This is a genomic window from Nocardioides sp. NPDC092400 (genome assembly GCF_040684155.1).
GTDB lineage: Bacteria > Actinomycetota > Actinomycetes > Propionibacteriales > Nocardioidaceae > Nocardioides.
In genome coordinates this window covers 53,449-75,073 of sequence record NZ_JBFBFJ010000004.1, presented here as the reverse complement: position 1 = coordinate 75,073, position 21,625 = coordinate 53,449, and the positions used below count along the sequence as shown (strand labels likewise).

Here is a 21,625-nt window from a genome sequence, read left to right as displayed (position 1 = left end):
GTTTCCGTCAGTCGAGCCGCACCGTCAGCGGGAGCCGGCCGCGGCTGGTCAGCCCGACCAGCCCGGCCGTCACCAGGGGCAGCCCCACGACGACGAGGGCCACGAGCGGCCACGGGACCGCGAGGAAGTGGTCGGGCAGCGCCGCGCCGGTGGCGTCGACGTCGCTCCAGGTGCTGCTCGTCAGCGGGAAGGACGCCGCCACCCCGGGCACGGCGCCCACCAGCGCGCCGAGCACCGCGCCCACGAGGCCGACGACGAGCGCGTACGCCGCCGCCACCGACCGGCGGGTGCGGGGCGACGCGCCCACGGCGGCCAGGGTGGCGAGGTCGGGGCGGGCGTCGGAGAGCGCGAGGGCGGTGGCCGTCAGCGTGCCGCCGAGCATCAGGACGCCACCGAGGGTCCCGAGCACGACCATGAGGATCCACGTGTCGTCCTCCGTCGCGAAGCCCCGCTCGACGTAGACGTCGAGGTCCGGGTCGATGCCGCTGACCACCTCGTCGACGTCGCGCTGCTCCTCCTCGCTGACCGGTCCCCGCACCTCCAGCGACACCGTGCCGACGCGCAGGCCGGCCCCCGCGGCCAGCGCCTCGGGGAGGACGGCCTGGGCCGGCGTGTCGAAGCCGCCCACCCGGACAAGCGTCGCCGGCAGCTCGGCGCGCTCGACGACGCGGGAGCGCCCACCCGACGTCGGACGATCGACGACGGCCAGCCGGACCGAGTCGACCGGCACCACCCGCCGGTCGGTGAGGACCACCACCCGTCCCGAGGAGAGGGCCGCGTCCGCGCGGTCGCTCTCGCCGGGCGCGAGGCGCTCGGCGAGCACCCGGGGGACGCGGTCGTCCACCAGGACCGTGCTGCCGGCGGCGCTGCGGGTGGAGCTCAGCAGGCCCCGCCTCCCCGGCACCCGGACGCGTACCTCGCGGTAGACGTCCGGCTCCGTCACCTCGCGGAGCCCCCGGACCGGCGTCACCTCGCCGTCGACCTCGGGCGCGACCAGGTCCTGGACCCGCTGCCAGTCGGCGTCGGTGGTGAGCGGCCCGCGGACGATCGCGTCGCCGTCCACCAGCTGGGGGCTGTAGAGCGCCTCGTCCTGGGCGCGGTCACTGGCGTTGGCGATCCCGAGGGCGACCACGCCCGCGACCGTCGCCGCGACCGCCGCGACGGCGGGGACGGTGCGGGTGCGGTGCCGGGCGGCGTCGCGGACGGCGTACCGCAGGGCGAGCGGCAGGCGGCGGGAGACCCGTGCGAGCGCGACGAGCACGACCGGCACGAGCAGGACCATGCCCAGGACGGTGGGGATGGCCGAGGCCGCGATGGCCAGCTCCCCGCCCGAGCCCTGGAGCGCGCCGTACGCCGACCCCGCGCCGCCGACCCCGAGGAGGGCCAGGCCGAGGAGCGGCGACCGGAACGTGGGCGCCCGGTCGCCCCGCCGGCCGGCGAGCACCGCGACGACGTCCTGGCGCGACGCCAGCCAGGCCGGCACCACGGCGGCGAGGAGGGCGCTGAGCAGCCCGAACGCCGCGACCCCGCCGACCTGCAGCCACGGCACGTCGTAGGGACCGAACCAGGTGGTGGAGTGGTCCTCGAGGACGTGCGCCGCGAGAGCACCCGCCCCCAGGCCGAGCAGCACCCCGATGGTCGCGCCGAGGCCGCCCAGCACGACGCCCGAGGCGAGCACGACCCGACGCGCCTGCCGCGGGGTGCCGCCGCTGGCGGCGAGCAGGGCCAGGGTGCGCGACTGGCGGCGCGCCCCGACGGCGAACGCAGGTCCGGCCAGGAGGACGACCTCGATGAGGACCATGACGGCGACCAGGGCCACGATCGCCGGCCAGGCGTCGTCCGTGCCGCCGGAGGGGCGTACGTCAGCCGGGACCTCGGAGTCCGGCGGCGGGTCCTCGAGGACCGCGCGGCTGACGACGAGCGCGCCGAGGTCGTTGAGGGCTCGCACGTCGGACCAGGTGACCGGGCCGCCGCCGACGAGCCAGGACGTGCCGGTGGCCCGTCGGCCGACCAGGGCAGCCCCACTCCCGACGACCAGCGGCCTGCTGCGCTCCGAGGTGGACTCACCGACGCCGACCACCTCGAACCGTGCCCCGTCGAGCAGCTCGACCTCGGCACCCACGCCGAAGCCGCGCCGGGCCAGCGCCCGGTTGGCGACGACCTCGTCGTCGGCCTGCGGGAGCCGTCCGTCCTCCAACCGGAACAGGCCGGCCGCGAGCGGGTCGGTGAGGTCGACCTGGGAGGCATCGGCGTCGAGGACACCGCGCTCGGTGGTGATGAGCGCGGCCGCCCGGCGCCAAGCCAGCGCGGTCAGGTCGCGGCCCAGGGCCCGCTCGAGGTCGGTGATGCCCGGGGTCGGCGTACCAGGGCCGCCGGTGGACCAGCTCATCGCGTCGTCGGGATCAGGGGTCTGGGCGGCCGACAGCGCACCGCGCTCGATGTCGACCCGGGCGTCGGCGGCCCCGATCCGGCGCTCCAGCGCCTCGGCCCCGCTGACGTCCTCGGTCGCGACGACCACGGCCGCGGCGGTCACGGCCAGCACCGGCAGCGCGATCATCACCAGCACCAGAGCCGTGCGCGTCCGGGCGCGGCGCACGTCGCGCCAGGCGATCCGCAGCGCCGGCCGCCATCCGGAGGCCCGGCTCACTGGGCTGCGTCCTGGTCCAGCAGCGCGTCGACCGGCGCGGAGCCGGTCTCGTCGATGACCACGCCGTCGCGCAGGAACACGACCCGGTCCGCCCACGCCGCGTGCCGCGCCTCGTGGGTGACCAGCACCCCGGCGGCGCCCGCGTCGCACCGGGCACGGAGCAGCCGCAGGATCTCCTCGCCGGTCTCGGTGTCCAGGGCGCCGGTGGGCTCGTCGGCCAGGACCAGCCGCCTGTCGCCCACGATCGCGCGGGCGATCGCGACCCGCTGCTGCTGCCCGCCCGACATCTCGTCGGGAAAGCGGTCGGCCAGGTCGGGGATGCCGACCTCCTCCAGCGCCGCCAGGGCGTGCCGGCGGGCGGCGCGCGCCCGCTCGCCGTCGAGCTCACGGGGCAGGGCGACGTTCTCCGCGGCGGTGAGGGCGGGGATGAGGTTGAAGTCCTGGAAGACGTAGCCGAGCGACGTACGCCGCATCCGGGCCAGCTCGGGGGCGGGAAGCGACCCGAGGTCGACGCCCTCGACGGCCACCGTGCCGGAGGTCGGGCGGTCGAGGCCGCCGGCGAGCGTGAGCAGCGTGGACTTCCCCGACCCCGAGGGGCCCATCACGGCGACGAGCTCGCCGGCGTGGGCGGAGAAGGAGACGCTGCGCAGGGCGTGCACGGCGGTGTCGCCCTCGCCGTGCACCCGGGTGACCTGCTCGAGGTGGAGGACGGCGGTCATCGGGACTCCCCGGCCTCGCGGGAGCGCAGCGCGGCCCGGCGCCGCAGGGTGGCGGCGGCGCGGAGCCGCTCGGCGGACTGCCGCAGCCAGCGCTGCTCGGCGCGCCGGAACCGGCCGTGGTCGACCTCGGTCAGGGCGCTCACCGGGTGCGCTCCTGCTCGGCGGCGGCACCGCGGTCGCCCGCCGGCGCGCCGGGCGCGGCGTCGCGTCGTTCCACGGCCGCTCGTCGCAGCCGGGCCTCGCAGTGGTCGAGCCAGCGCACCTCGGCCTCGGCGTCGAAGACCAGCGAGTCGAGGACCAGGCTCCAGGCGAGGTCCGCCGGCTCGACCGGGTTGGCGGCGCGGCCGCTGCGCTTGAGCCGGGTGTAGTCCTGCAGGGCGGTCATCGTGGCGCTGCGCTGCTGCTGGATCACGGTCCCGACGTCGACGCCCGGGACCGTGACGGCCAGCGCGAGCTTGATCGCGAGCTCGTCGCGCGGGGGCTGGGTCCGGGCCACGGGCGTGGTGAACCAGGTGGCGACCTCCTCGCGGCCCGCGCCGGTGATCCGGTAGACCACGTGGCCCTCGCCGTCCTCGCCGGCCCCCTCGACCAGGCCGTCGCGCTCGAGCCGGGTGAGCGTCGTGTACACCTGCCCAACGTTGAGCGGCCAGGTCGCCCCGGTCCGCTGCTCGAACTCGCTGCGCAGCTGGTAGCCGTACATCGGCCCCTGCTCGAGCAGCGCCAGCAGCGCCTGCTTCACCGACATCGTCGACCTCCGCGTCGTGGGCGACCCGCGTCGGCGCGCTGCCGAACGGGCCTAAATACTCGGTATGTATACCACGTATGCACCTGGCCCGGGCGCCTGCGTCGCTCCTCCGCGCGCAGGGCAGACTCCGCGCCATGACGACGATCCTCATCACCGGCGCGTCCAGCGGGCTGGGCGCGGAGATGGCCCGCCAGTTCGCCGCGCGCGGCAACGACCTCGCCCTCTGCGCCCGCCGGGAGGAGCGGCTCACCGAGCTGCGGGCCGAGATCCTCGCGGCCCACCCCGACCGGCGCGTGGAGACGCGCACCCTCGACGTGCTCGACGACGAGGCGGTCTTCGAGACCTTCCGCGCCTTCCGAGGCGACCTCGGCTCCCTGGACCGCGTCGTCGTCAACGCCGGGCTCGGCAAGGGCGCGCCCCTCGGCACGGGCGGGCAGGCGGCCAACAAGGAGACGGCGATGACGAACTTCGTCGGCGCGCTCACCCAGACCGAGGCCGCCATGGAGGCCTTCCGCGACCAGCAGGCCGGCCACCTGGTGATGGTGTCGTCGATGTCCGCGATGCGCGGCATGCCGAAGACCATGACGACGTACGCCGCCACCAAGATCGGCGCGGCCTACCTCGCCGAGGGCATCCGCAACGAGCTGCACGGCAAGCCGCTCGGGCGGACCGTCAAGGTCACCGTGCTCTACCCCGGCTACATCGCCTCGGAGATGAACGAGAAGGTCGCCCAGCGGACCAAGATGATGGTCCCCACCGACGTCGGCGTGCGCGCGATGGTCGAGGCCGTGGAGAAGGAGGTCGACTCCGCCTGCGTGCCGCGCCTGCCCTGGGCCCCGCTCTCGGTGGTCATGAAGCACGCGCCGCTCGGGGTGTTCAAGAAGCTCATGTGACGGGTGGGGCGCCGTACCGGGGTGCTCCGCGGCCGATCCAGCCGCTCCGCGGCCATTGCGATGGCAGGGAACCTTCAACATCCCAAGTTGACTTGGGATGTTGACGCTCCGCGGCCTTCCTTGCCACCCACCGGCGGAGCGGACCCGGCTACCGGTAGGTGAGGGTCTCCCCCGCGAGGTGGGTGTGCTCGTTGAAGGTCAGCAGCCGGGCGCCGGTGGAGCCGACCACGACGCGCGAGCACGAGGAGTTCACCACCACCGTGTTGAACCGGCCCCACAGCCGGGCCGTCGTCACGGCGTCGCCGTCGGGGTCGGTCAGCGACGCGGCGGCCACGGCGATCGGGCCGCCGGAGGTGACCACGACGACCGTGCCGCCGGGGCCGGCCTGGGCGCAGGCCCGCTCGAGCGAGCCGCGCACGCGGCCGAGGAAGCCCGCCCACGGCTCGGGGTACGCCGCGTCGTCGGCGCCGGAGGTCCACCGGGCGGTCGCCTCCTCGAAGACCCGCTGGAACTCGCGCCGGTCCAGGCTCGGCGAGGCCAGGTCGGGGTGGGCCGCGACAACGCCGAGGTGGTCGAACTCGTCCCAGCCGGGGTCGACCTCGACCGGCGTCGACCAGCCGGCGCCCTCGAGCACGCCCTCGGCGGTCTCGCGGTGCCGGCGCATGTCGCCGCGGACGACGACGTCCGCCGTGACGCCCTGGCGGGCGAGCTGGGCGCCGAGCAGGCGCGCCTGCTCGTGCCCGGTCGCGGAGAGCACGTCGTAGTCGTCGGCCCCGAAGGACGCCTGGCCGTGGCGGACCAGCAGCAGGAGGCCCATCAGGCCGGAGCGCCGGAGCCGTGCTCCGCGAGCAGCCGGCGGCAGCGCGCCTCGAGGTAGGCCACCACCTGGCCGAGCACCGCGTGCGACTCGTTGGTGGTCTGCCGGTGCACGTAGCGGTACCAGATCTGCTGGGCGATGACCGCGAGCCGGAACAGCCCGAAGACCTCGTAGAACAGCCGCTGGTCCGCGCTGATCTCGAAGCCCATGCGTGCGCAGTAGCGCTCGACCAGCTGGTCGCGGGTCCACATCCCCGGCGCGTTCGTGGGCTGCCGGCGGAACAGCTGGAACAGGTCGTCGTCGGCCGCCTCCACCCAGTAGGCCAGCGTCGAGGAGAGGTCCATCAGCGGGTCCCCGACGGTCGCCATCTCCCAGTCGAGCACCGCGCGGACCTCCAGCCGACCGCGGTCGTCGTCGAGCACCAGGTTGTCGAAGCGGAAGTCGTTGTGGATCAGCACCTGCGCGACGTCCGCGGGCTGGTGCTGCTCGATCCAGGTGACCACGTCGGACCAGTCGCCGGTGTCCTCGGTGCGGGCGTCGGCCATCCGGCCGACCCAGCCGCGCACCTGCCGGCCGACGTACCCCTCGCCGCGGCCGAGCGCGGCGAGCTCCGGCACCGCGGCCACGTCGACGGAGTGCAGCGAGACCAGCACGTCCAGGGCGCGCTCGCACAGGGCGTCGGCCTCCTCGGCGCTCACCTCGCGCGGGAACTCCGAGCGCAGGATCAGGCCCGGGACCTTCTCCATCACGTAGAACTCCGAGCCGATCACCGCCTCGTCGGTGCAGTGGCCGACCATGCCGGCGACGTAGGGGAAGACCGGCGCGAGCGCAGACTGGATGCGGTACTCCCGGCCCATGTCGTGCGCCCCGGCGGCCTTCCGGCCCGACGGCGGGCGGCGCAGGATCAGCTCGCGGTCGCCGGCCACGAGCAGGTAGGTCAGGTTCGACGCGCCGCCGCTGAACTGGCGGACCTCGTCGATCGTCCCCACGCCCGCGCCCTGCTCGTCGAGCCAGGCGGCCACGGCGGCCGCGTCGAAGGCGTCCTCCTCGCGGACCGGCTTGGCCGGGTTGCCGTCGCGCGTGCCCTCGGTGCTCATGCAGGTGCTCCTTCGTTGCCCATCCGGTCGAGCTTGGCGGCCTGCGCGCGCATGACGGCGTCGTACGTCGCGCGGTCGCCGACCTTGAGCGCGTAGGCGTCCCGGGCCGCCTGGTCCGGGAGGATCACCTCGTCGCCCCGGTCGATCCCCTCGAGGACCGCCGCGGCGACCTCCTCGGCGGTGGTCGGCGACTCCTCGACCAGCTTGCTCATCACGGCCGCCAGCGCGGTGTCGTGGCCGCGCAGCGAGGTCATCAGGTTGGTGCGGAAGTACGACGGGCACACCACGTGCGCGGTCACGCCGTACGACGCGAGCTCGTGGCCGGTGGTCTCGGTGAGGGCGACGACGGCCGCCTTGACCGCGTTGTACGACGCCATCCCGCCCGGGTGCACCAGGCCGGCCAGCGAGGCGACGTTCACGATCCGCCCCGAGCCCTGCCGCTTGAGCAGCGGGACGAACGCCCGGGTGCCGCGCACCGCACCGAACAGGTTGATCTCGGTGATCCACTGCCACTCGTCGAGCGTGGCGACGTCGAGCCGACCGCCGCCCGCGACCCCGGCGTTGTTGACCAGGACGTCCAGGCCGCCCCAGGTGCGCCCGACGTGGTCGACCGCGGCCGCCCAGTCGTCGCCGGAGGTGACGTCGAGGCGCAGGTCCGCCCCCTCGGCGAGGTCGGTGGCCAGCACCTCGTCGCCGCGCGCGCGGAACGCCTCGGTGAGCGCCTTGCCGAGACCGGACGCCGCGCCGGTGACGAGGACGCGCCGCCCCTGGCCGGTCATCGACCCGGTCATCGCTTGGCGCCGTACTTGCCGAGCTCGAGGCGCGCGACGACCCCGCGGTGCACCTCGTCGGGACCGTCGGCCAGGCGCAGCGCGCGGGCGGCGGTCCACGCCGCGGCCAGCGGGAAGTCGCTGGACAGGCCGCCGCCGCCGTGGAGCTGCATGGCCATGTCGATGACCTGCTGGGCCATGTTCGGCACGGCGACCTTGATCTGGGAGACCTCGGACAGCGCGTTGAGCGGGCCGCCGACGTCGAGCTTCCAGGCGGCGTTGAGGACGAGCAGCCGGGCGGAGTCGATGGCGATGCGGGCGTCGGCGATCCGCTCGCGGTTGCCGCCGAGGTTGATGATCGGCTTGCCGAACGCCGTGCGCTCCAGGCCGCGCCGGCACGCCAGCTCCAGCGCCATCTCGGCCAGGCCGATGAGCCGCATGCAGTGGTGCACCCGGCCCGGGCCGAGCCGCCCCTGGGCGATCGCGAACGCCTCGCCGGGGCCGCTGATGATGTTCGAGACCGGGACGCGGACGTCGGTGAAGGACACCTCGCCGTGGCCGAGCGGCTCGTCGTGGATGCCCATGGTGTCGAGCAGCCGCTCGATCCTCACGCCCGGGGTGTCGCGGGGCACGAGCACCATCGAGTGCCGGCGGTGCCGGTCGGCGTCGGGGTCGGTGAGCCCCATGAAGATGAAGATCCTGCAGTCGGGGTGGCCGACGCCGGTCGACCACCACTTGCGGCCGTTGATGACGACCTCGTCGCCGTCGACGACCGCGGTGGCCTCCATGGTGGTGGCGTCGGAGGAGGCGACGCCCGGCTCGGTCATCGTGAACGCCGAGCGGATCCGCCCGTCGAGCAGCGGCTCGAGCCACTCCCGCTTCTGCTCCTCGCTGCCGTAGCGGAGCAGCACCTCCATGTTGCCGGTGTCCGGCGCGTTGCAGTTCAGGACCAGCGGCGCGATCGCGGAGCGACCGGTCAGCTCGGCGATCGGGGCGTAGTCGACGTTCGTCAGGCCCTCGCCGCCGTCGGTGCCGAACCGCGCGGCGTACTCACCGGCGTGCTCGTGCGGGAGGAAGAGGTTCCACAGGCCGCGCTCGCGGGCCTTCCCCTTGAGCTCCTCGAGCAGCGCGAGCGGCTGCGACCACGGGTCGCCCGTGCGGCGGGCCTCGGCCAGGTCCGCGTGGAACCGCGGCTCGACCGGCTCGACCTCCTCGGCGAGGAACGCGCGCACGCGCTCGGTCAGGTCGGCGGCACGAGGGGACGGGGAGAAGTCCATGTCGCGCACCCTAACCAGCGAGTAGTGGGAGACTCACCGGGTGCTGCGCACAGCTCTCGCCGCCTCCCTCCTGCTCGTCCCGCTCACCGGGTGCACCGGCGGGAGCGAGGACCCCGACGGCGCGCCCGCGCCGGGTCCGGCCGGTGCCGCGGCGGAGGTCCGCGACGGCCTCGCCGCGCTGTACGCCGGCGACCACGCGAGCGCCACCGACACCGCGGACGGCGAGTGCTTCGCCGACGCGCTGCTCGCGGAGGTACCGGTCGAGGAGCTCGAGGCCGCCGGCGTCCTCGTCGACGGGTCGGTCGCCCCCACCTCCCCCGCGCTCGAGCCGGCGCTGGCCGAGCAGTGGGTGGACGCGATGTTCGGGTGCATGGACTTCGTCGAGGAGTCCGCCCGCGCCCAGGTCGCCTTCACCAAGGGCAAGGTCGACTGGCGGGAGTACGCCGCGTGCCTGCGCGACGCCCTCGACGAGGACGCCGTCCGCGACGCCGTGGTCGGCACCCTCACCGGCGACTGGGGCTCTCCCGCCGTCGCCGCCCTCACCGACGCCCAGGCCGACTGCTCGGCCTCCGCGACCCCCACCACGGGGTGAGGGCGCGGTCGCTGCCCTCCTCAGCGACCGTGTGGTCGCTGGACACCCCTCCCGGTCACCCCGCGACGGTCATCACGACGCGGGCCCGGGCGGGGGCGTCGAGCCAGAGGGCACGCGCGCGCAGCAGCCGGACCAGCGACCAGCACACGAACGGCACCGCGACCAGCGCGGAGACCTCCCAGGCGGGCACCCGGGCCAGGCCGGAGAAGACGAGGCCGGTGAGGGTGGTGGAGACCGCGAGCCGCGTGGAGTAGCCGACCATCGCCAGCGGCGGGGCCGGCGTGGCGCGGGCGGAGCGCAGGTCGACGGCGTAGGGGCGGCGGGCCGACCAGCGCATCGCGGCCGCGACCACCTGCACGGTGACCACGAGGACGGTGCACACCAGCGCGGTCAGCTCCGCCGGGGACGGCACGCCGGCCCGGACGGCCGCGAGCAGCACGGTGACCCCGGACGCGACGAGCAGGAACTCCGCCAGCACCCACGCCCGGGCGGCGAACACCGTCCCCGGGGCCACCGGCAGGCTCTCGCGCCACAGCCCCCCGCGGCCCTCCAGGCACCAGGCGTTGACGCCGAACAGCAGGGCGCCGCCGGAGGCGACGAGCCCCGGCAGGACGGTCATCGTCGACCAGGGCAGGTCGCCGAGCAGCGCCACCGCGCCCGGTCCGACGGCCAGCACCGCGATGCCCCGGCGCATCGGCAGCGCGCGCCACACCGACCCGCGGTCGGTGCGGACCAGGGCGGCCAGGTCCGAGCGGGGCAGCCGGCGGGCGGCGTACCGACCGGACTCCACGCCCACCTCGTCGCGGGGCGTGCGCCGCGCCGCCAGGTGGGCCGGCACCGCGCCCAGGGCGACCGCGACGACGAAGGCCACGAGCAGCGCGGCGATGGTCGCCGCCCACGACCAGGACACCCCGCCGACCATCCCGACGACGACCTGGCGCGTCGGCAGCCGGTCCAGCAGCGGCACCAGCGCGCCGGCGGCCTGCAGCCCGAGCGCGGCGCCGAGCAGGACGACGGTCACCACGCGCACGACCGCGATGCCGTGCCGCGTCCGGCGCACCCCCTCGAAGGTCCAGGCCACGACCTGGGCGAGCGCGGTGGCCACGGCCAGCCACACCAGGACCACCGCCTGGGCAGGGGCCAGGCCCGCCGGGCCGAGGGCGTAGGCGGTGGTGCCGAGCAGGGTCCAGCCCTGCAGCAGCCAGGCGATGTTGAGCGGCGCCAGCAGCAGCGCGCCCAGGTGGTCGGTGGTCGGGCTCACCGGCAGCACGGCGGCCGGGTCGCGGTCGAGGAGCTCCCGCCCGCCACCCGACGCCACCGCCGAGACGACCACGAGGCCGAGGAAGCCCGCCAGCGCGGTCGGCAGCAGCAGGAGCACCTCGAAGGCGCGACCGGGGCCGCCGGCGCCGGGTGCGTACGCCGGCACGACGGCCGCCGCGGCCGTCAGCCCGACGAACGCCGTGGTCACCCAGGCGGCCGCGCCCCGGCGGCGTACCGTCGCGGCGCGGAAGCGGACCAGGTGCCCGACATCGGCGAGCGCGCGGGTGGTGTCAGTCCAGGAGGCCGCGGTAGGCACGGGCACCCTCCTCGCCGGTCATGTCGGCGGCGTCGGCCGTGGCGACCCGGGCGCCGCCGCGCAGCACCGTGACCGTGCTGCAGGCCTCCACGGCGAGCTCGCGCAGGTGGGTGGAGACCAGGACGCACGCACCGCGGGCGCGGGCGTCGTCGATGGCGTCCATCGTGGCCTCGACGCCGATCGGGTCCACCCCGTCGAACGGCTCGTCGAGCAGCAGCACCGCGGGCCGGTGCAGGACGGCGAGCACCACCGACAGCCGCCGGCCCATCCCGTGGGAGAAGCCCGCGGTCACCCGGTGCGCCACGTCGCCGAGCTCGAAGCGCTCGAGCAGGTCGCGGGCCTGGTCCTCCCAGCCGGGGTCGGTCCGGGGCAGCCGCCGCAGGCGCGCCGCGAGCTGCAGGTGCTCCCAGGGGGTGGCCCGCGGGACGAGCCCGCCCACGTCGGGGCAGTAGCCGACGGCGCGCTTGACCGCCAGCGGGTCCCGGCGTACGTCGTGCCCCGCGACGGTGACCGTCCCCGAGGTCGGCGGCACGACGCCGGCCAGGACGCGCATCGTCGTGGACTTCCCGGCGCCGTTGCGCCCCAGCAGGGCGGTCGCCTGCCCCGCCTCCGCGACTAGGTCGACCCCGGCCACGGCCTCGACCTCGCCGAAGCGCACGTGCAGGTCGCGCACCTGCACCGGGTGGCCGCCGGGGGGAAGGGTCACCGACCCATTGTCGCCCGCGCCGGCCGTTCGCGCGGCGGGATGCGGCGGGTCGGGCCGCTCGGGGGCGGTCGGCGGCGGTCGGGCGCGTGCTTCCCGGGGCAGTCCCTTGCTTGCCGGGGCAGATCTACCCCGGTAAGCGCAGGGGTCCCCGGTTCACCGGGGACCCCTGCACCACCACGGGCCGAGCGGGCCGAGCAGCAGCCGATCAGGCGGGGAACGAACCGCCCGAGGCCGCGAGGTCACGCAGGTACTGCGTGGGGCGGAACCGGTCGCCGTAGGTCTCGGCCAGCTCGTCGGCGCGCTTGACGAACGCCGCGAGGCCGATCTCGCCGGCTGCCGCGGACCCGGCCGGAGCCTCGTAGCCGGTCATGAACTGCGCGGCGCCACCGGTCATCGGCGGGAAGCCGATGCCCATGATCGACCCGATGTTCGCGGCGGCCGCCGAGGTGATGACGCCCTCCTCGAAGCACTTCGCGGTCTCCAGCGCCTCGGCGAAGAGCATCCGGTCCTTGCAGTCCTGGATCGACGGCTGCTCGGAGGCGACCGGGAACAGCTCGCCCAGGCCCGACCACAGCGACTGGCGCTTGCCGGCCTCGTCGTACTCGTAGAAGCCCTTGCCGCGGAGGCGGCCGGCCCGGCCCGCCTCGAGCATGCGGGTCACGACGGCGGTGCCGGGGTGCTCGGCCAGGTCCTGGCCGTCGCGCTCGGCGGCCGCTCGGGTGGCCTTGGCGATCTTGTCCATCAGCTCGAGGTTGAGCTCGTCGGAGAGCTGCAGCACCGGCGCGGGGTAGCCGGCCTGGGTGGTCGCGCGCTCGATGGTCCAGGGCTGCACGCCCTCGGACAGCATCGCCATGCCCTCGTTGACCATGAAGCCGATGACGCGCGAGGTGTAGAAGCCGCGGCTGTCGTTGACGACGATCGGGGTCTTCTTGATCTGCTGCACGACGTCGTAGGCCTTGGCCAGGGCGACGTCGGAGGTCTCCTTGCCCTTGATGATCTCGACCAGCGGCATCTTGTCGACGGGCGAGAAGAAGTGCAGGCCGATGAAGTCGGCGGGGCGGTCGACGCCCTCGGCGAGCTCGGTGATCGGCAGGGTGGAGGTGTTCGAGCACAGCAGCGCGTCGGGGTTGACGTACGGCGCGACCTCGGCGAAGACCTTCGCCTTGAGCGAGGGGTCCTCGAAGACGGCCTCGATGACCAGGTCGCAGCCGGCCAGGTCGGCGGGGTCGCCGGTGGCGGTGATCCGGCCGAGCATCTCGGCGGACTTCTCCTCGCTGAGCCTGCCGCGGGAGACGGCCTTGGCGTTGATCTTCTCCGAGTACGCCTTGCCCTTGGCGGCGTTCTCGTCGGAGACGTCCTTGAGCACGACCTCCATGCCGGCCCGGGCACACACGTAGGCGATGCCCGCGCCCATCATGCCGGCGCCGAGCACGCCGACCTTGGTGGCCTTCCACGGCTCGATGCCCTGCGGGCGCAGCGAGCCGGACTTGATCGCCTGCAGGTCGAAGAAGAACGCCTGGATCATGTTCTTCGAGCCCTGGTTGGTGACCAGGTGGGTCAGGTAGCGCGACTCGATGCGCGAGGCGGTGTCGAAGTCGACCTGCGCGCCCTCGACGGCGGCCGAGAGGATCGCGCGGGCGGCGGGGTACACCGCGCCCTTGGTCTGCTTGCGCAGCAGGGCCGGGAACGCCGGGAGGAAGCCGGCCAGCGCCGGCGACTTCGGGCTGCCGCCGGGCATCTTGTAGCCGGGGGCGTCCCAGGGGTTCTTGCTCGCCTCGGGGTTGGCCTTGATCCACGCCTTCGCGGCCGGCACGAGCTCCTCGCGGGTCGCGACCAGCTCATCGACCAGGCCCTTCTCCTTGGCCTGGGCGGCCTTGAACTGCTTGCCCTCGAGCAGGAAGCCCATCAGGCCCTCCTGGAGGCCGAACATCCGCACGATGCGGGTCACGCCGCCACCGCCGGGGAGCAGGCCGAGGCTGACCTCGGGGAGGCCCACGACGACCGAGGAGTCGTCGACGGCGATCCGGTGGTTGGTGGCCAGGCAGATCTCGAGGCCACCACCGAGCGCGGCGCCGTTGATGGCGGCCACGACCGGGCGGGGGAAGGTCTCGAGGCGGCGCAGCGCGGACTTGACGTCCTCGGCCATCGCGAACACGTCGCCGGCTTGCTCGCGGGTCGCGGTGACCATGCTCTTGAGGTCGCCGCCGGCGAAGAAGGTCTTCTTCGCGCTCGCCACGACGACGCCGGTGACGCTCTGCTCGTCCTCGGCCACCTCGGCGTGCAGGCGCTCGACGGCGGCCTTCATCGAGGAGATGTAGAGGTCGTTCATGGTGTTCGCCGACTGGTTCGGGTCGTCGAGGGTCAGGGTGACGATCCCGTCCGCGTCGCGCTCGTAGCGGACAGCGGTCTGCTCGGTGGTGCTGGTGGTCATTCGGAGTCCTGTTCGTTCAGGTGAGATCGGTGTCGGGAGGAGCAGCGCGCGGTCAGACGACCTCGACGATGGTGGCGATGCCCATCCCGCCGCCGACGCAGAGCGTGGCGAGGCCGCGGCGCAGGTCGCGGCGCTTGAGCTCGTCGACGAGCGTGCCGAGGATCATCGCGCCGGTCGCACCCAGCGGGTGGCCCATCGCGATCGCGCCACCGTTGACGTTGGTGATCTCGTCGGTGATGCCCATGTCGCGCATGAAGCGCATGGCCACCGCGGCGAACGCCTCGTTGATCTCGAACAGGTCGATGTCGCCGACCTCGAGGCCGGCCTTGGCCAGCGCCTTGCGGGCGGCCGGGGCCGGGCCGGTCAGCATGATCGTCGGGTCGGCGCCGGAGACCGCGGTCGCGAGGATGCGGGCGCGCGGGGTCAGGCCGAGCTGCTGGCCGACCTCCTCGCTGCCGATCGCCATGATCGCGGCACCGTCGACGATGCCCGAGGAGTTGCCGGCGTGGTGGACGTGGTCGATCTTCTCCACCCAGTGGTACTTCTCCAGCGCCACGTCGTCGAAGCCGGCGTCGGCGCCGATCTGGGCGAAGGACGGCTTGAGGCCCGAGAGGCTCTCGACGCTCGTGTCGGGGCGGATCAGCTCGTCGCGGTCCAGGACGGTGATCCCGTTGATGTCGCGGACGGGGACGACGGAGTCGGAGAAGTAGCCGTTGGCCCACGCCTTGGCGGCGCGGTGGTTGGACTCCGCGGCGTACGCGTCGACGTCGTTGCGGCTGAAGCCCTCGATCGTCGCGATCAGGTCGGCGCCGATGCCCTGCGGCACGAAGCCGGTCTTCAGCGCGGTGGCGGGGTCGGAGGCCCAGGCGCCACCGTCGGAGCCCATCGGCACGCGGCTCATCGACTCCACGCCGCCGGCGAGGATGAGGTCCTCGAACCCGCCGCGGACGCGGGACGCGGCCTGGTTGACGGCCTCGAGGCCCGAGGCGCAGAAGCGGTTGAGCTGCACACCCGCGACGGTGTCCGGGTAGCCGGCGGCCAGCGCGGCCGTCTTGGCGATGTCGCCGCCCTGGTCGCCGACCGGCGAGACCACGCCGAGGACGACGTCGTCGACGCGCTCGGGGTCCAGGGAGGGGTTGCGCGACTTGATCTCGTCCAGCAGGCCGACCACGAGGTCGACGGGCTTGACCTCGTGCAGCGAGCCGGCCGCCTTGCCCTTGCCGCGCGGCGTACGAATGTGGTCGTACACGAATGCTTCTGCCATGACCGTCCTAGCGTCTGGGTGCGTCTGTGATGGTGGTCCCCCGATTGTGACACCATCGGTGTCACGGTCAAGGGCGGGCTGGTTGTGGTCTGGCTCACGAGAGGAGCGCACGTGATGCAGACGGAGGAGCGGCTGGAGGCCGCTCGGGAGCTGCTGACGCTCGACGAGCTCACCAGCAGGGTCGGGATGAGCGTGCGCAACGTGCGCTTCTACACGACCAAGGGGCTCGTCCCGCCGCCGATCCGGCGCGGCCGCAGCGGCTACTACACCCCCGACCACGTGGCGCGGCTGGAGCTCGTGCGCGAACTGCAGGGCCACGGGTTCACCCTGGCCGCGATCGAGAAGTACCTCGCCGGGATCCCCGAGGACGCCGCCCCCGAGGACATCGCCCTGCACCGGGCGATGCTCGCGCCGTGGCAGGCGGACGTCCCCGTGGAGATGTCGCGCGCGGAGCTGGAGAAGCGGGCCGGGCGGGCGCTGGACGACGACGCGCTGGCCACGCTCGAGGCGCTGGGCATCGTCCGCCGGCCGCGGCGCGGCCGGTTCGAGGTGGCCGCCTCCCAGCTGCAGGTGGGGCTGGGCCTGGTCGACCTCGGGTTCCCGACGGAGGCGGCCGTCGCGGCGGCCCAGGTGTACGCCGCGCACGGGCGCCAGATCGCCCAGGAGCTCAACGAGCTGTTCCGGACGATGGTGTGGCCGGCGTACAAGGAGGCCGGGGCACCGCCCGAGCGGATCCAGCAGGTCGTGGAGCGGCTCAAGCCGCTGTCGATCGCGAGCCTGGTCGCGGCGTACGAGGCCGCGATGGACTCCGACCGCCGGGCCCGCATCGAGGCGCGCGCCGGCCGGGGGTCCTAGGACCGCGTCCCTAGGGTGGTCCCATGAGCACCGTCCTGGTCACGGGCGCGACCGGCTTCGTCGGCGCCCGGCTCGTCCCCGAGCTCGTCGAGCGCGGGCACACGGTCAAGGCGATGACCCGCCATCCCGACACCTACGACGGCCCGGGCAAGGCGGTCTTCGGCGACGTCCACGACCCCGGCTCGCTGGCCGAGGCGCTCGAGGACGTCGACGTCGCGGTCTACCTCGTGCACTCCCTCGACGACGACGACTTCGAGCGCAAGGACGCCGCGGCGGCGAAGGGCTTCGGCCTGGCGGCCGCCGCGAGCGGCGTGCACCAGATCGTCTACCTCGGCGGGCTCGGCTCGGACGAGGAGGACCTCTCCGCCCACCTGCGCTCGCGACGCGAGGTCGAGCGGCTGCTCGGCGAGTCCGGCGTGCCGGTCACCGTGCTGCGTGCCGCGATCGTCGTCGGCTCCGGCGGCATCTCGTGGGAGATGACGCGCCGGCTGGTCAAGAACCTGCCGGCGATGATCGTCCCCCGCTGGGCCGGCACCCGGACCCAGCCGATCGCGATCGCGGACGTGGTCCGTTACCTCGCCGGCGTCGTCGACGTGCCGGAGGCGCACGACCGGGTCTTCGAGATCGGCGGCGCCGACCAGCTGACGTACGCCGACATGCTGGCCCAGGCCGGCGCGGTGATGCACGGGCGGCGGCTGCCGATCATCCACGTGCCGCTGGGCACCCCGATCCTGTCGCAGTACTGGATCAAGCTGGTCACCGGCGTGGACGCCACCACCGCGGCGAACCTGATCGAGTCGATGGGCAACGAGGTCATCGTCACCGACGACTCGATCCGCGACCTCGTCCCCGGCGAGCCGCTCACCTACGCCGAGGCCGTCGAGGCGGCGCTCGCCGAGGACCGGGAGTCCGCGGCGGGCTGAGGCCCCTGCCGCGCCGCTGGAAGCTTCAGCGGCTGGCCGCTGAACCTGTCGCCCGCCGGCCGCCCCGCCCTCAGCCGATGACCGGCGGAAGGACGAGCAGCATCGAGAGCGACCAGGTGCAGTGGGTGAGGATCGGGGCGAGGATGCCGCCGGAGGCACGCCGCTCGAGCCCGACGATCACGCCGAGCAGGATGGCGGCGAAGGCGAGCATCGGGTTGCCGGTCGCGGCGGTGGCGACGACGTACGCGACGGTCGTCCACAGCACCGGCCGGCGCGGGATCGCGGCGTACGCCGCCCCGCGGAAGAACAGCTCCTCGGCGATCCCGTTGACCGCGGTGATCAGGACGAGCAGCGGTAGCGAGCCCTGGTCGGCGTAGTCGAGGACCGAGCTGACCTGTCCCTGGAGGTAGGGGATCTCCCGGATCACCAGGCCGCCGAGCACGAAGACCCCGACGATCGCGGCGCCGAGCAGGACCGGCGTGACGACCGGCCGGGTCAGCCCGTCGCGCCAGGCGATGCGGCCGAGGTGGAGCGGCCCGGAGGCGAAGGCGCCGACCGTCCAGACGCCGGCGAGGGCCGCGGTCGAGACGTAGAACCAGCCGCTGCCGGGATCGATCCGCAGCGAGAGGCCGAGCACGACCGCGCCCACCACCACGACCGCCATCGTCACCACCTGCCGCCGCCGCAGGGCGGCGGCGGTCTGGCGGTGGTCGCGCGGGACGACGTCCCACAGCGCTCGCTGGAACCAGGCTCGGACGGGGCTCACGTCAACGACCTTACGGACGCCCCGTTGCCCCGCCCGGCTCGTGCCACGAGGTCAGCGGCGCCCGGTGCTGAACGACGCCGCGCTGTGCCGGCTGCCACCGGTCGAGCCGCCGGACGCCGCACCGCCGGTACGCCGCCCCCGGCCGCCGGAGCCGCCCTTGGCGCCGGCCGAGGAGGGCGCGCCGGCCTTGGCTGAGCTGCCCGCACCGGACCCGCCGCGCGAGCCGCCCGAGGCGGAGCCGCCCTGGCCGCCGGAGCGACCGCGGCCACCGCGCGAGGAGCGCCGGCCGGAGCCGGAGCGCCCGCCGCCGGTGCCGCCGGCCTGGCCGCCGGCGCGGCCCTGCTCGACGGGCGCCTCGACGACGAGGCCGCCGGGGACGACCTGCCGCTCGCCGGGGGCGAGCTGGGTGAGGACCGGGTGGTCGGTGCCCGCGAGGCGGGTGATGGTCGGCTTGATGCCGGCCGCACGGGTCAGGTCGCGGACGTCGCGCACCTGCTCGTCGGTCATCAGGGTGACGACGGTGCCGGCGGCGCCGGCCCGGGCGGTGCGGCCCGAGCGGTGCAGGTAGGCCTTGTGCTCGGCCGGCGGGTCGGCGTGCACGACCAGCGCGACGTCGTCGACGTGGATGCCGCGGGCCGCGATGTCGGTGGCGACCAGCGTGCTGGCCTTGCCGGAGTGGAAGGCCTCCATGTTGCGGGTGCGGGCGTTCTGGCTGAGGTTGCCGTGCAGCTCGACGGTCGGCACGCCGGACTTGTTGAGCTGGCGGGTCAGCGCCTTGGCGCCGTGCTTGGTGCGGGTGAAGACCACCGTGCGACCGGGCGCGCTCGCCAGGTCGACCAGCACCGGGACGCGGTGCTCGCGGGAGAGGTGCAGGACGTGGTGGTCCATCGCGCTGACCGGTGACTGGGCCGAGTCGGCCTGGTGGACGACCGGCTCGTGCAGGAAGCGCTTGACCAGGACGTCGATGGCCTTGTCGAGCGTGGCCGAGAACAGCAGGCGCTGGCCGCGTGCCGGGGTCGCGTCGAGCAGGCGGCGCACCGAGGGCAGGAAGCCGAGGTCGGCCATGTGGTCGGCCTCGTCGAGCACCGTCACCTCGACCGAGCCGAGGTCGCAGTGGCCCTGGCCGATGAGGTCCTCGAGGCGGCCGGGGCAGGCCAGCAGGATGTCGACGCCCGCGCGCAGGCCACGGACCTGCGGGTTCTGGCCCACGCCGCCGAAGACCGTCAGCGTGGTGAGGCCGAAGGCGTCGGCGAGCGGCTTGAGCGCCTCCTCGATCTGCCCGACCAGCTCACGGGTCGGGGCCAGGACGAGCGCGCGGGGCTTGCGTGCGGCGGCCGGGCGGCCGGAGGCGGCCAGGCGGGCGACGAGCGGGAGGAGGAAGGCGTAGGTCTTGCCGGAGCCGGTGCGGCCACGGCCCAGGACGTCGCGGCCCGCGAGGGAGTCCGGGAGCGTCTTGGCCTGGATCGGCGTGGGCTCGAGGATGCCGCGCTGCGCGAGGACCGCGGCGAGGTCGGCAGGGACGCCGAGGGAGGTGAAGCCGGTGGTGGGGGTGGTGCTGGTGTTCGAAGGCATGAAGGTGTGACAGATCCGTCCGATGGCGGGTGTCTCGCCATGGGACGGCGCGGAGCTGCTGCCCTGGTGACCAGGGAGGTGCTCGACGCATCAAGAACGGCTCCGGGGCGAAACTGGAACGGGCCGCACCCCCACTGTAGGGATGCGACCCGCACAACACCCCATCGTCGAGGGGTGACATGTCTCTCCCGCCGGAGCGGGAATGCTGCTACTTGGTGAGGCCGTCCTTGACGTCGCCCGCGGCGTCCTTGACCTTCTCGCCGGCGTTCTTGAGGTTGGCCGACGACTGGTCGGCCTTGCCCTCCGCCTTGAGCTGGTCGTCCCCGGTCGCCTCGCCGGCGGACTCCTTGCCCTTGCCGCCGAGCTCCTCGGCCTTGTTGCTCAGCTTGTCGCCCAGTCCCATGTCTGACCTCCTGTGGTCGTGCGGTCGGGTACGCCGTACCGGTGACCGCCGCGCCGGACCCGGAAACCCCCGGGCGGCTCAGCGGAAGGTCAGCACCCCGTCGTCGATGGCGTCGCGGTGGATGGTGCGGACGTCGGTCAGGTAGTTCTGGTCGAGCTTCCACGGCGCCCGGTCGCCCTGGCGAGGCAGCCCGTCGAGCGCCCGCTGGACGTAGCCGGAGGAGAAGTCCAGGAACGGCCGCTCGTCGACCGAGGGGTCCCGGTCGGCCACGAAGGACCGCTTGCCGGTCGCGTCGAGGTGGCGCAGCATCCGGCAGACGTAGTCGGCGACCAGGTCGGCCTTCAGCGTCCACGAGGCGTTGGTGTAGCCGATCGTGTAGATGAAGTTCGGGATGCCGCTGAGCATGAGCGCCTTGTACGACATGGTCTCCGACAGCTCGACCGGCTTGCCGTCCACCTCGAGCGGGATGCCGCCGAAGGGCAGCAGCCTCAGGCCGGTGGCGCTGACGACCACGTCGGCCTCGAGCTCGCTGCCGTCGGTCAGCCGGATCCCCTTCTCGGTGAAGGTGTCGATCGCCGCGGTCACGATCGAGGCGTCGCCGCTGCGCAGCACCTTGAACAGGTCGCCGTCGGGCACGAAGCACAGCCGCTGGTCCCACGGGTCGTACGACGGCTTGAAGTGGGTGTCGACGTCGACGTGCTCGGGCAGCTGGCGACGTACGCCGGCGCGCACGACGCCCTTGACCACCCGCGGCCGGCTCTTGGCGAGCTTGTAGGTGCCGATGGCGAGCAGGATGTTCTTCCACCGCACGATCGGGTAGCTGACCTTGGCCGGGAGCTTGGCCAGCGCCTTGGCCCACGGGTCGCGGCCGGGCCGGGACAGGATGTAGGTGGGCGAGCGCTGCAGCATCGTGACGTGCTCGGCGGTGCCCGCGAGCGCGGGGACCAGCGTGACCGCGGTGGCGCCGCTGCCGATGACGACGACCTTCTTGCCGGTGGTGTCGAGGTCCTCGGGCCACTGCTGGGGGTGGACGAGGCGGCCGGCGAAGTCGTCCTGGCCGGGGAAGACCGGGGAGTGGCCGGACTCGTAGTCGTAGTAGCCCGCGCAGCTCCACAGCAGGTCGGTGGTGAGCGCCTTCTCGCCCTCGGGCGTGGAGACGCGCACGGTCCACCGCGAGGTGTCGGAGTCCCACGAGGCGCCCAGCACCTTGTGCCGGTAGCGGATCAGCCGGTCCACGCCGTGCTCCTCGGCGACCGTGCGCAGGTAGTCGAGGATCAGCTGGCCGTCGGCGAGCGCGGTGTCGCTCGGCCAGGGCCGCCACCGGTAGCCGAAGGTGAACATGTCGGAGTCCGACCGGATGCCGGGGTAGCGGAAGAGGTCCCACGTCCCGCCGCTCACCTCGCGCATCTCGAGCACCGCGAGGCTGCGTCCGGGGTGCTCCTCGCGCAGCCGGCAGGCCGCGCCGATGCCGGAGAGGCCGGCGCCGATCACGAGGACGTCCACGTGCTCGGGCGCGGGAGCGTGCTCGGTGGTGGGCTCGGGTGCGTGCTGGGGGGTGCTCACCCGCCCATT

At 74.1% G+C, this 21,625-nt stretch carries 20 protein-coding genes; 4 read left to right on the top strand and 16 right to left on the bottom strand.

Annotated features, from left to right (window positions below):
• Window positions 1-7 precede the first annotated feature (7 nt).
• From AB0N29_RS14110 to AB0N29_RS14095, 4 genes are read right to left on the bottom strand one after another with little or no spacing between them, the layout of a single operon-like run.
• Complete coding sequence (locus tag AB0N29_RS14110) at window positions 8-2,647, bottom strand: ABC transporter permease (RefSeq protein ID WP_364867610.1); 2,640 nt, start codon at window positions 2,645-2,647, stop codon at window positions 8-10.
• On the bottom strand, window positions 2,644-3,366 hold the full coding sequence (locus AB0N29_RS14105; protein ID WP_364867608.1) for an ABC transporter ATP-binding protein: 723 nt from the start codon (window positions 3,364-3,366) through the stop codon (window positions 2,644-2,646). Before AB0N29_RS14105 ends, AB0N29_RS14110 begins: the two co-directional genes overlap by 4 nt.
• Entirely contained in the window at window positions 3,363-3,509 is a 147-nt protein-coding gene (locus AB0N29_RS14100; RefSeq protein ID WP_302268664.1) for a hypothetical protein, read from the bottom strand. Before AB0N29_RS14100 ends, AB0N29_RS14105 begins: the two co-directional genes overlap by 4 nt.
• Window positions 3,506-4,111: a PadR family transcriptional regulator gene (locus AB0N29_RS14095; RefSeq protein ID WP_302268665.1), complete on the bottom strand. Its 606-nt coding sequence runs from the start codon at window positions 4,109-4,111 to the stop codon at window positions 3,506-3,508. Before AB0N29_RS14095 ends, AB0N29_RS14100 begins: the two co-directional genes overlap by 4 nt.
• Window positions 4,112-4,245: 134 nt before the next feature.
• On the opposite strand from AB0N29_RS14095, the gene AB0N29_RS14090 reads away from it, so the two are divergent.
• On the top strand, window positions 4,246-5,004 hold the full coding sequence (locus tag AB0N29_RS14090; protein WP_364867605.1) for an SDR family oxidoreductase: 759 nt from the start codon (window positions 4,246-4,248) through the stop codon (window positions 5,002-5,004).
• A gap of 148 nt (window positions 5,005-5,152) precedes the next feature.
• Here AB0N29_RS14090 and AB0N29_RS14085 read toward each other — a convergent pair whose 3' ends face one another.
• Genes AB0N29_RS14085 through AB0N29_RS14070 form a run of 4 tightly spaced genes read right to left on the bottom strand, consistent with a single transcriptional unit; the run spans window position 5,153 to window position 8,965 of the window.
• Window positions 5,153-5,821, bottom strand: a complete 669-nt coding sequence (locus tag AB0N29_RS14085) for a histidine phosphatase family protein (RefSeq protein WP_364867603.1) — start codon at window positions 5,819-5,821, stop codon at window positions 5,153-5,155.
• A complete protein-coding gene (locus AB0N29_RS14080) occupies window positions 5,821-6,918 on the bottom strand; it encodes a phosphotransferase family protein (protein WP_364867601.1) in 1,098 nt (365 codons plus the stop codon). The genes AB0N29_RS14085 and AB0N29_RS14080 overlap by 1 nt, the downstream gene beginning before the upstream one ends.
• On the bottom strand, window positions 6,915-7,709 hold the full coding sequence (locus AB0N29_RS14075; RefSeq protein WP_364867599.1) for an SDR family NAD(P)-dependent oxidoreductase: 795 nt from the start codon (window positions 7,707-7,709) through the stop codon (window positions 6,915-6,917). Before AB0N29_RS14075 ends, AB0N29_RS14080 begins: the two co-directional genes overlap by 4 nt.
• The gene (locus AB0N29_RS14070) at window positions 7,706-8,965 is read right to left on the bottom strand and encodes an acyl-CoA dehydrogenase family protein (RefSeq protein WP_364867597.1); all 1,260 of its coding nucleotides are present in this window, start codon (window positions 8,963-8,965) and stop codon (window positions 7,706-7,708) included. Before AB0N29_RS14070 ends, AB0N29_RS14075 begins: the two co-directional genes overlap by 4 nt.
• A gap of 40 nt (window positions 8,966-9,005) precedes the next feature.
• Here AB0N29_RS14070 and AB0N29_RS14065 point away from each other — a divergent pair, with 40 nt between their 5' ends.
• A complete protein-coding gene (locus tag AB0N29_RS14065; RefSeq protein WP_302268671.1) occupies window positions 9,006-9,557 on the top strand; it encodes a hypothetical protein in 552 nt (183 codons plus the stop codon).
• Between the two features lie 55 nt (window positions 9,558-9,612).
• On the opposite strand, the gene AB0N29_RS14060 is transcribed toward AB0N29_RS14065, so the two are convergent.
• The 4 genes from AB0N29_RS14060 to AB0N29_RS14045 all read right to left on the bottom strand — a co-directional run bounded on the left by AB0N29_RS14060 (window position 9,613) and on the right by AB0N29_RS14045 (window position 15,534).
• Window positions 9,613-11,133: a hypothetical protein gene (locus AB0N29_RS14060; protein ID WP_364867594.1), complete on the bottom strand. Its 1,521-nt coding sequence runs from the start codon at window positions 11,131-11,133 to the stop codon at window positions 9,613-9,615.
• Window positions 11,108-11,839: an ABC transporter ATP-binding protein gene (locus AB0N29_RS14055; protein WP_364867592.1), complete on the bottom strand. Its 732-nt coding sequence runs from the start codon at window positions 11,837-11,839 to the stop codon at window positions 11,108-11,110. Before AB0N29_RS14055 ends, AB0N29_RS14060 begins: the two co-directional genes overlap by 26 nt.
• Before the next feature lie 205 nt (window positions 11,840-12,044).
• Window positions 12,045-14,270 carry a 3-hydroxyacyl-CoA dehydrogenase NAD-binding domain-containing protein gene (locus AB0N29_RS14050; RefSeq protein ID WP_364867590.1) on the bottom strand — a complete coding sequence of 742 codons (2,226 nt, stop codon included), beginning with the start codon at window positions 14,268-14,270 and terminating at the stop codon, window positions 12,045-12,047.
• Window positions 14,271-14,322: 52 nt separating this feature from the next.
• Entirely contained in the window at window positions 14,323-15,534 is a 1,212-nt protein-coding gene (locus tag AB0N29_RS14045; RefSeq protein WP_364867588.1) for an acetyl-CoA C-acetyltransferase, read from the bottom strand.
• A gap of 114 nt (window positions 15,535-15,648) precedes the next feature.
• On the opposite strand from AB0N29_RS14045, the gene AB0N29_RS14040 reads away from it, so the two are divergent.
• Entirely contained in the window at window positions 15,649-16,389 is a 741-nt protein-coding gene (locus AB0N29_RS14040) for a MerR family transcriptional regulator (protein WP_364868046.1), read from the top strand.
• 23 nt (window positions 16,390-16,412) lie between these two features.
• On the top strand, window positions 16,413-17,312 hold the full coding sequence (locus AB0N29_RS14035) for an NAD(P)H-binding protein (protein WP_364867586.1): 900 nt from the start codon (window positions 16,413-16,415) through the stop codon (window positions 17,310-17,312).
• Between the two features lie 70 nt (window positions 17,313-17,382).
• Here AB0N29_RS14035 and AB0N29_RS14030 read toward each other — a convergent pair whose 3' ends face one another.
• The 4 genes from AB0N29_RS14030 to AB0N29_RS14015 form a co-directional block, all read right to left on the bottom strand.
• Window positions 17,383-18,078, bottom strand: a complete 696-nt coding sequence (locus tag AB0N29_RS14030; protein ID WP_302268678.1) for a CPBP family intramembrane glutamic endopeptidase — start codon at window positions 18,076-18,078, stop codon at window positions 17,383-17,385.
• A 51-nt stretch (window positions 18,079-18,129) separates the two neighbouring features.
• Window positions 18,130-19,650, bottom strand: a complete 1,521-nt coding sequence (locus tag AB0N29_RS14025; protein ID WP_364867583.1) for a DEAD/DEAH box helicase — start codon at window positions 19,648-19,650, stop codon at window positions 18,130-18,132.
• Between the two features lie 208 nt (window positions 19,651-19,858).
• Window positions 19,859-20,053, bottom strand: a complete 195-nt coding sequence (locus AB0N29_RS14020) for a CsbD family protein (RefSeq protein ID WP_302268681.1) — start codon at window positions 20,051-20,053, stop codon at window positions 19,859-19,861.
• Window positions 20,054-20,131: 78 nt separating this feature from the next.
• Window positions 20,132-21,616, bottom strand: a complete 1,485-nt coding sequence (locus AB0N29_RS14015; RefSeq protein ID WP_364867580.1) for an NAD(P)/FAD-dependent oxidoreductase — start codon at window positions 21,614-21,616, stop codon at window positions 20,132-20,134.
• Window positions 21,617-21,625: the final 9 nt, after the last annotated feature.

Coding starts and splice junctions, on each gene's coding strand:
- AB0N29_RS14105 (WP_364867608.1), bottom strand. CDS start 3,366: ATGACCGCCGTCCTCCACCTCGAGCAGGTCACCCGGGTGCACGGCGAG.
- AB0N29_RS14095 (WP_302268665.1), bottom strand. CDS start 4,111: ATGTCGGTGAAGCAGGCGCTGCTGGCGCTGCTCGAGCAGGGGCCGATG.
- AB0N29_RS14090 (WP_364867605.1), top strand. CDS start 4,246: ATGACGACGATCCTCATCACCGGCGCGTCCAGCGGGCTGGGCGCGGAG.
- AB0N29_RS14085 (WP_364867603.1), bottom strand. CDS start 5,821: ATGGGCCTCCTGCTGCTGGTCCGCCACGGCCAGGCGTCCTTCGGGGCC.
- AB0N29_RS14080 (WP_364867601.1), bottom strand. CDS start 6,918: ATGAGCACCGAGGGCACGCGCGACGGCAACCCGGCCAAGCCGGTCCGC.
- AB0N29_RS14075 (WP_364867599.1), bottom strand. CDS start 7,709: ATGACCGGGTCGATGACCGGCCAGGGGCGGCGCGTCCTCGTCACCGGC.
- AB0N29_RS14070 (WP_364867597.1), bottom strand. CDS start 8,965: ATGGACTTCTCCCCGTCCCCTCGTGCCGCCGACCTGACCGAGCGCGTG.
- AB0N29_RS14050 (WP_364867590.1), bottom strand. CDS start 14,270: ATGACCACCAGCACCACCGAGCAGACCGCTGTCCGCTACGAGCGCGAC.
- AB0N29_RS14045 (WP_364867588.1), bottom strand. CDS start 15,534: ATGGCAGAAGCATTCGTGTACGACCACATTCGTACGCCGCGCGGCAAG.
- AB0N29_RS14040 (WP_364868046.1), top strand. CDS start 15,649: ATGCAGACGGAGGAGCGGCTGGAGGCCGCTCGGGAGCTGCTGACGCTC.
- AB0N29_RS14035 (WP_364867586.1), top strand. CDS start 16,413: ATGAGCACCGTCCTGGTCACGGGCGCGACCGGCTTCGTCGGCGCCCGG.
- AB0N29_RS14025 (WP_364867583.1), bottom strand. CDS start 19,650: ATGCCTTCGAACACCAGCACCACCCCCACCACCGGCTTCACCTCCCTC.
- AB0N29_RS14020 (WP_302268681.1), bottom strand. CDS start 20,053: ATGGGACTGGGCGACAAGCTGAGCAACAAGGCCGAGGAGCTCGGCGGC.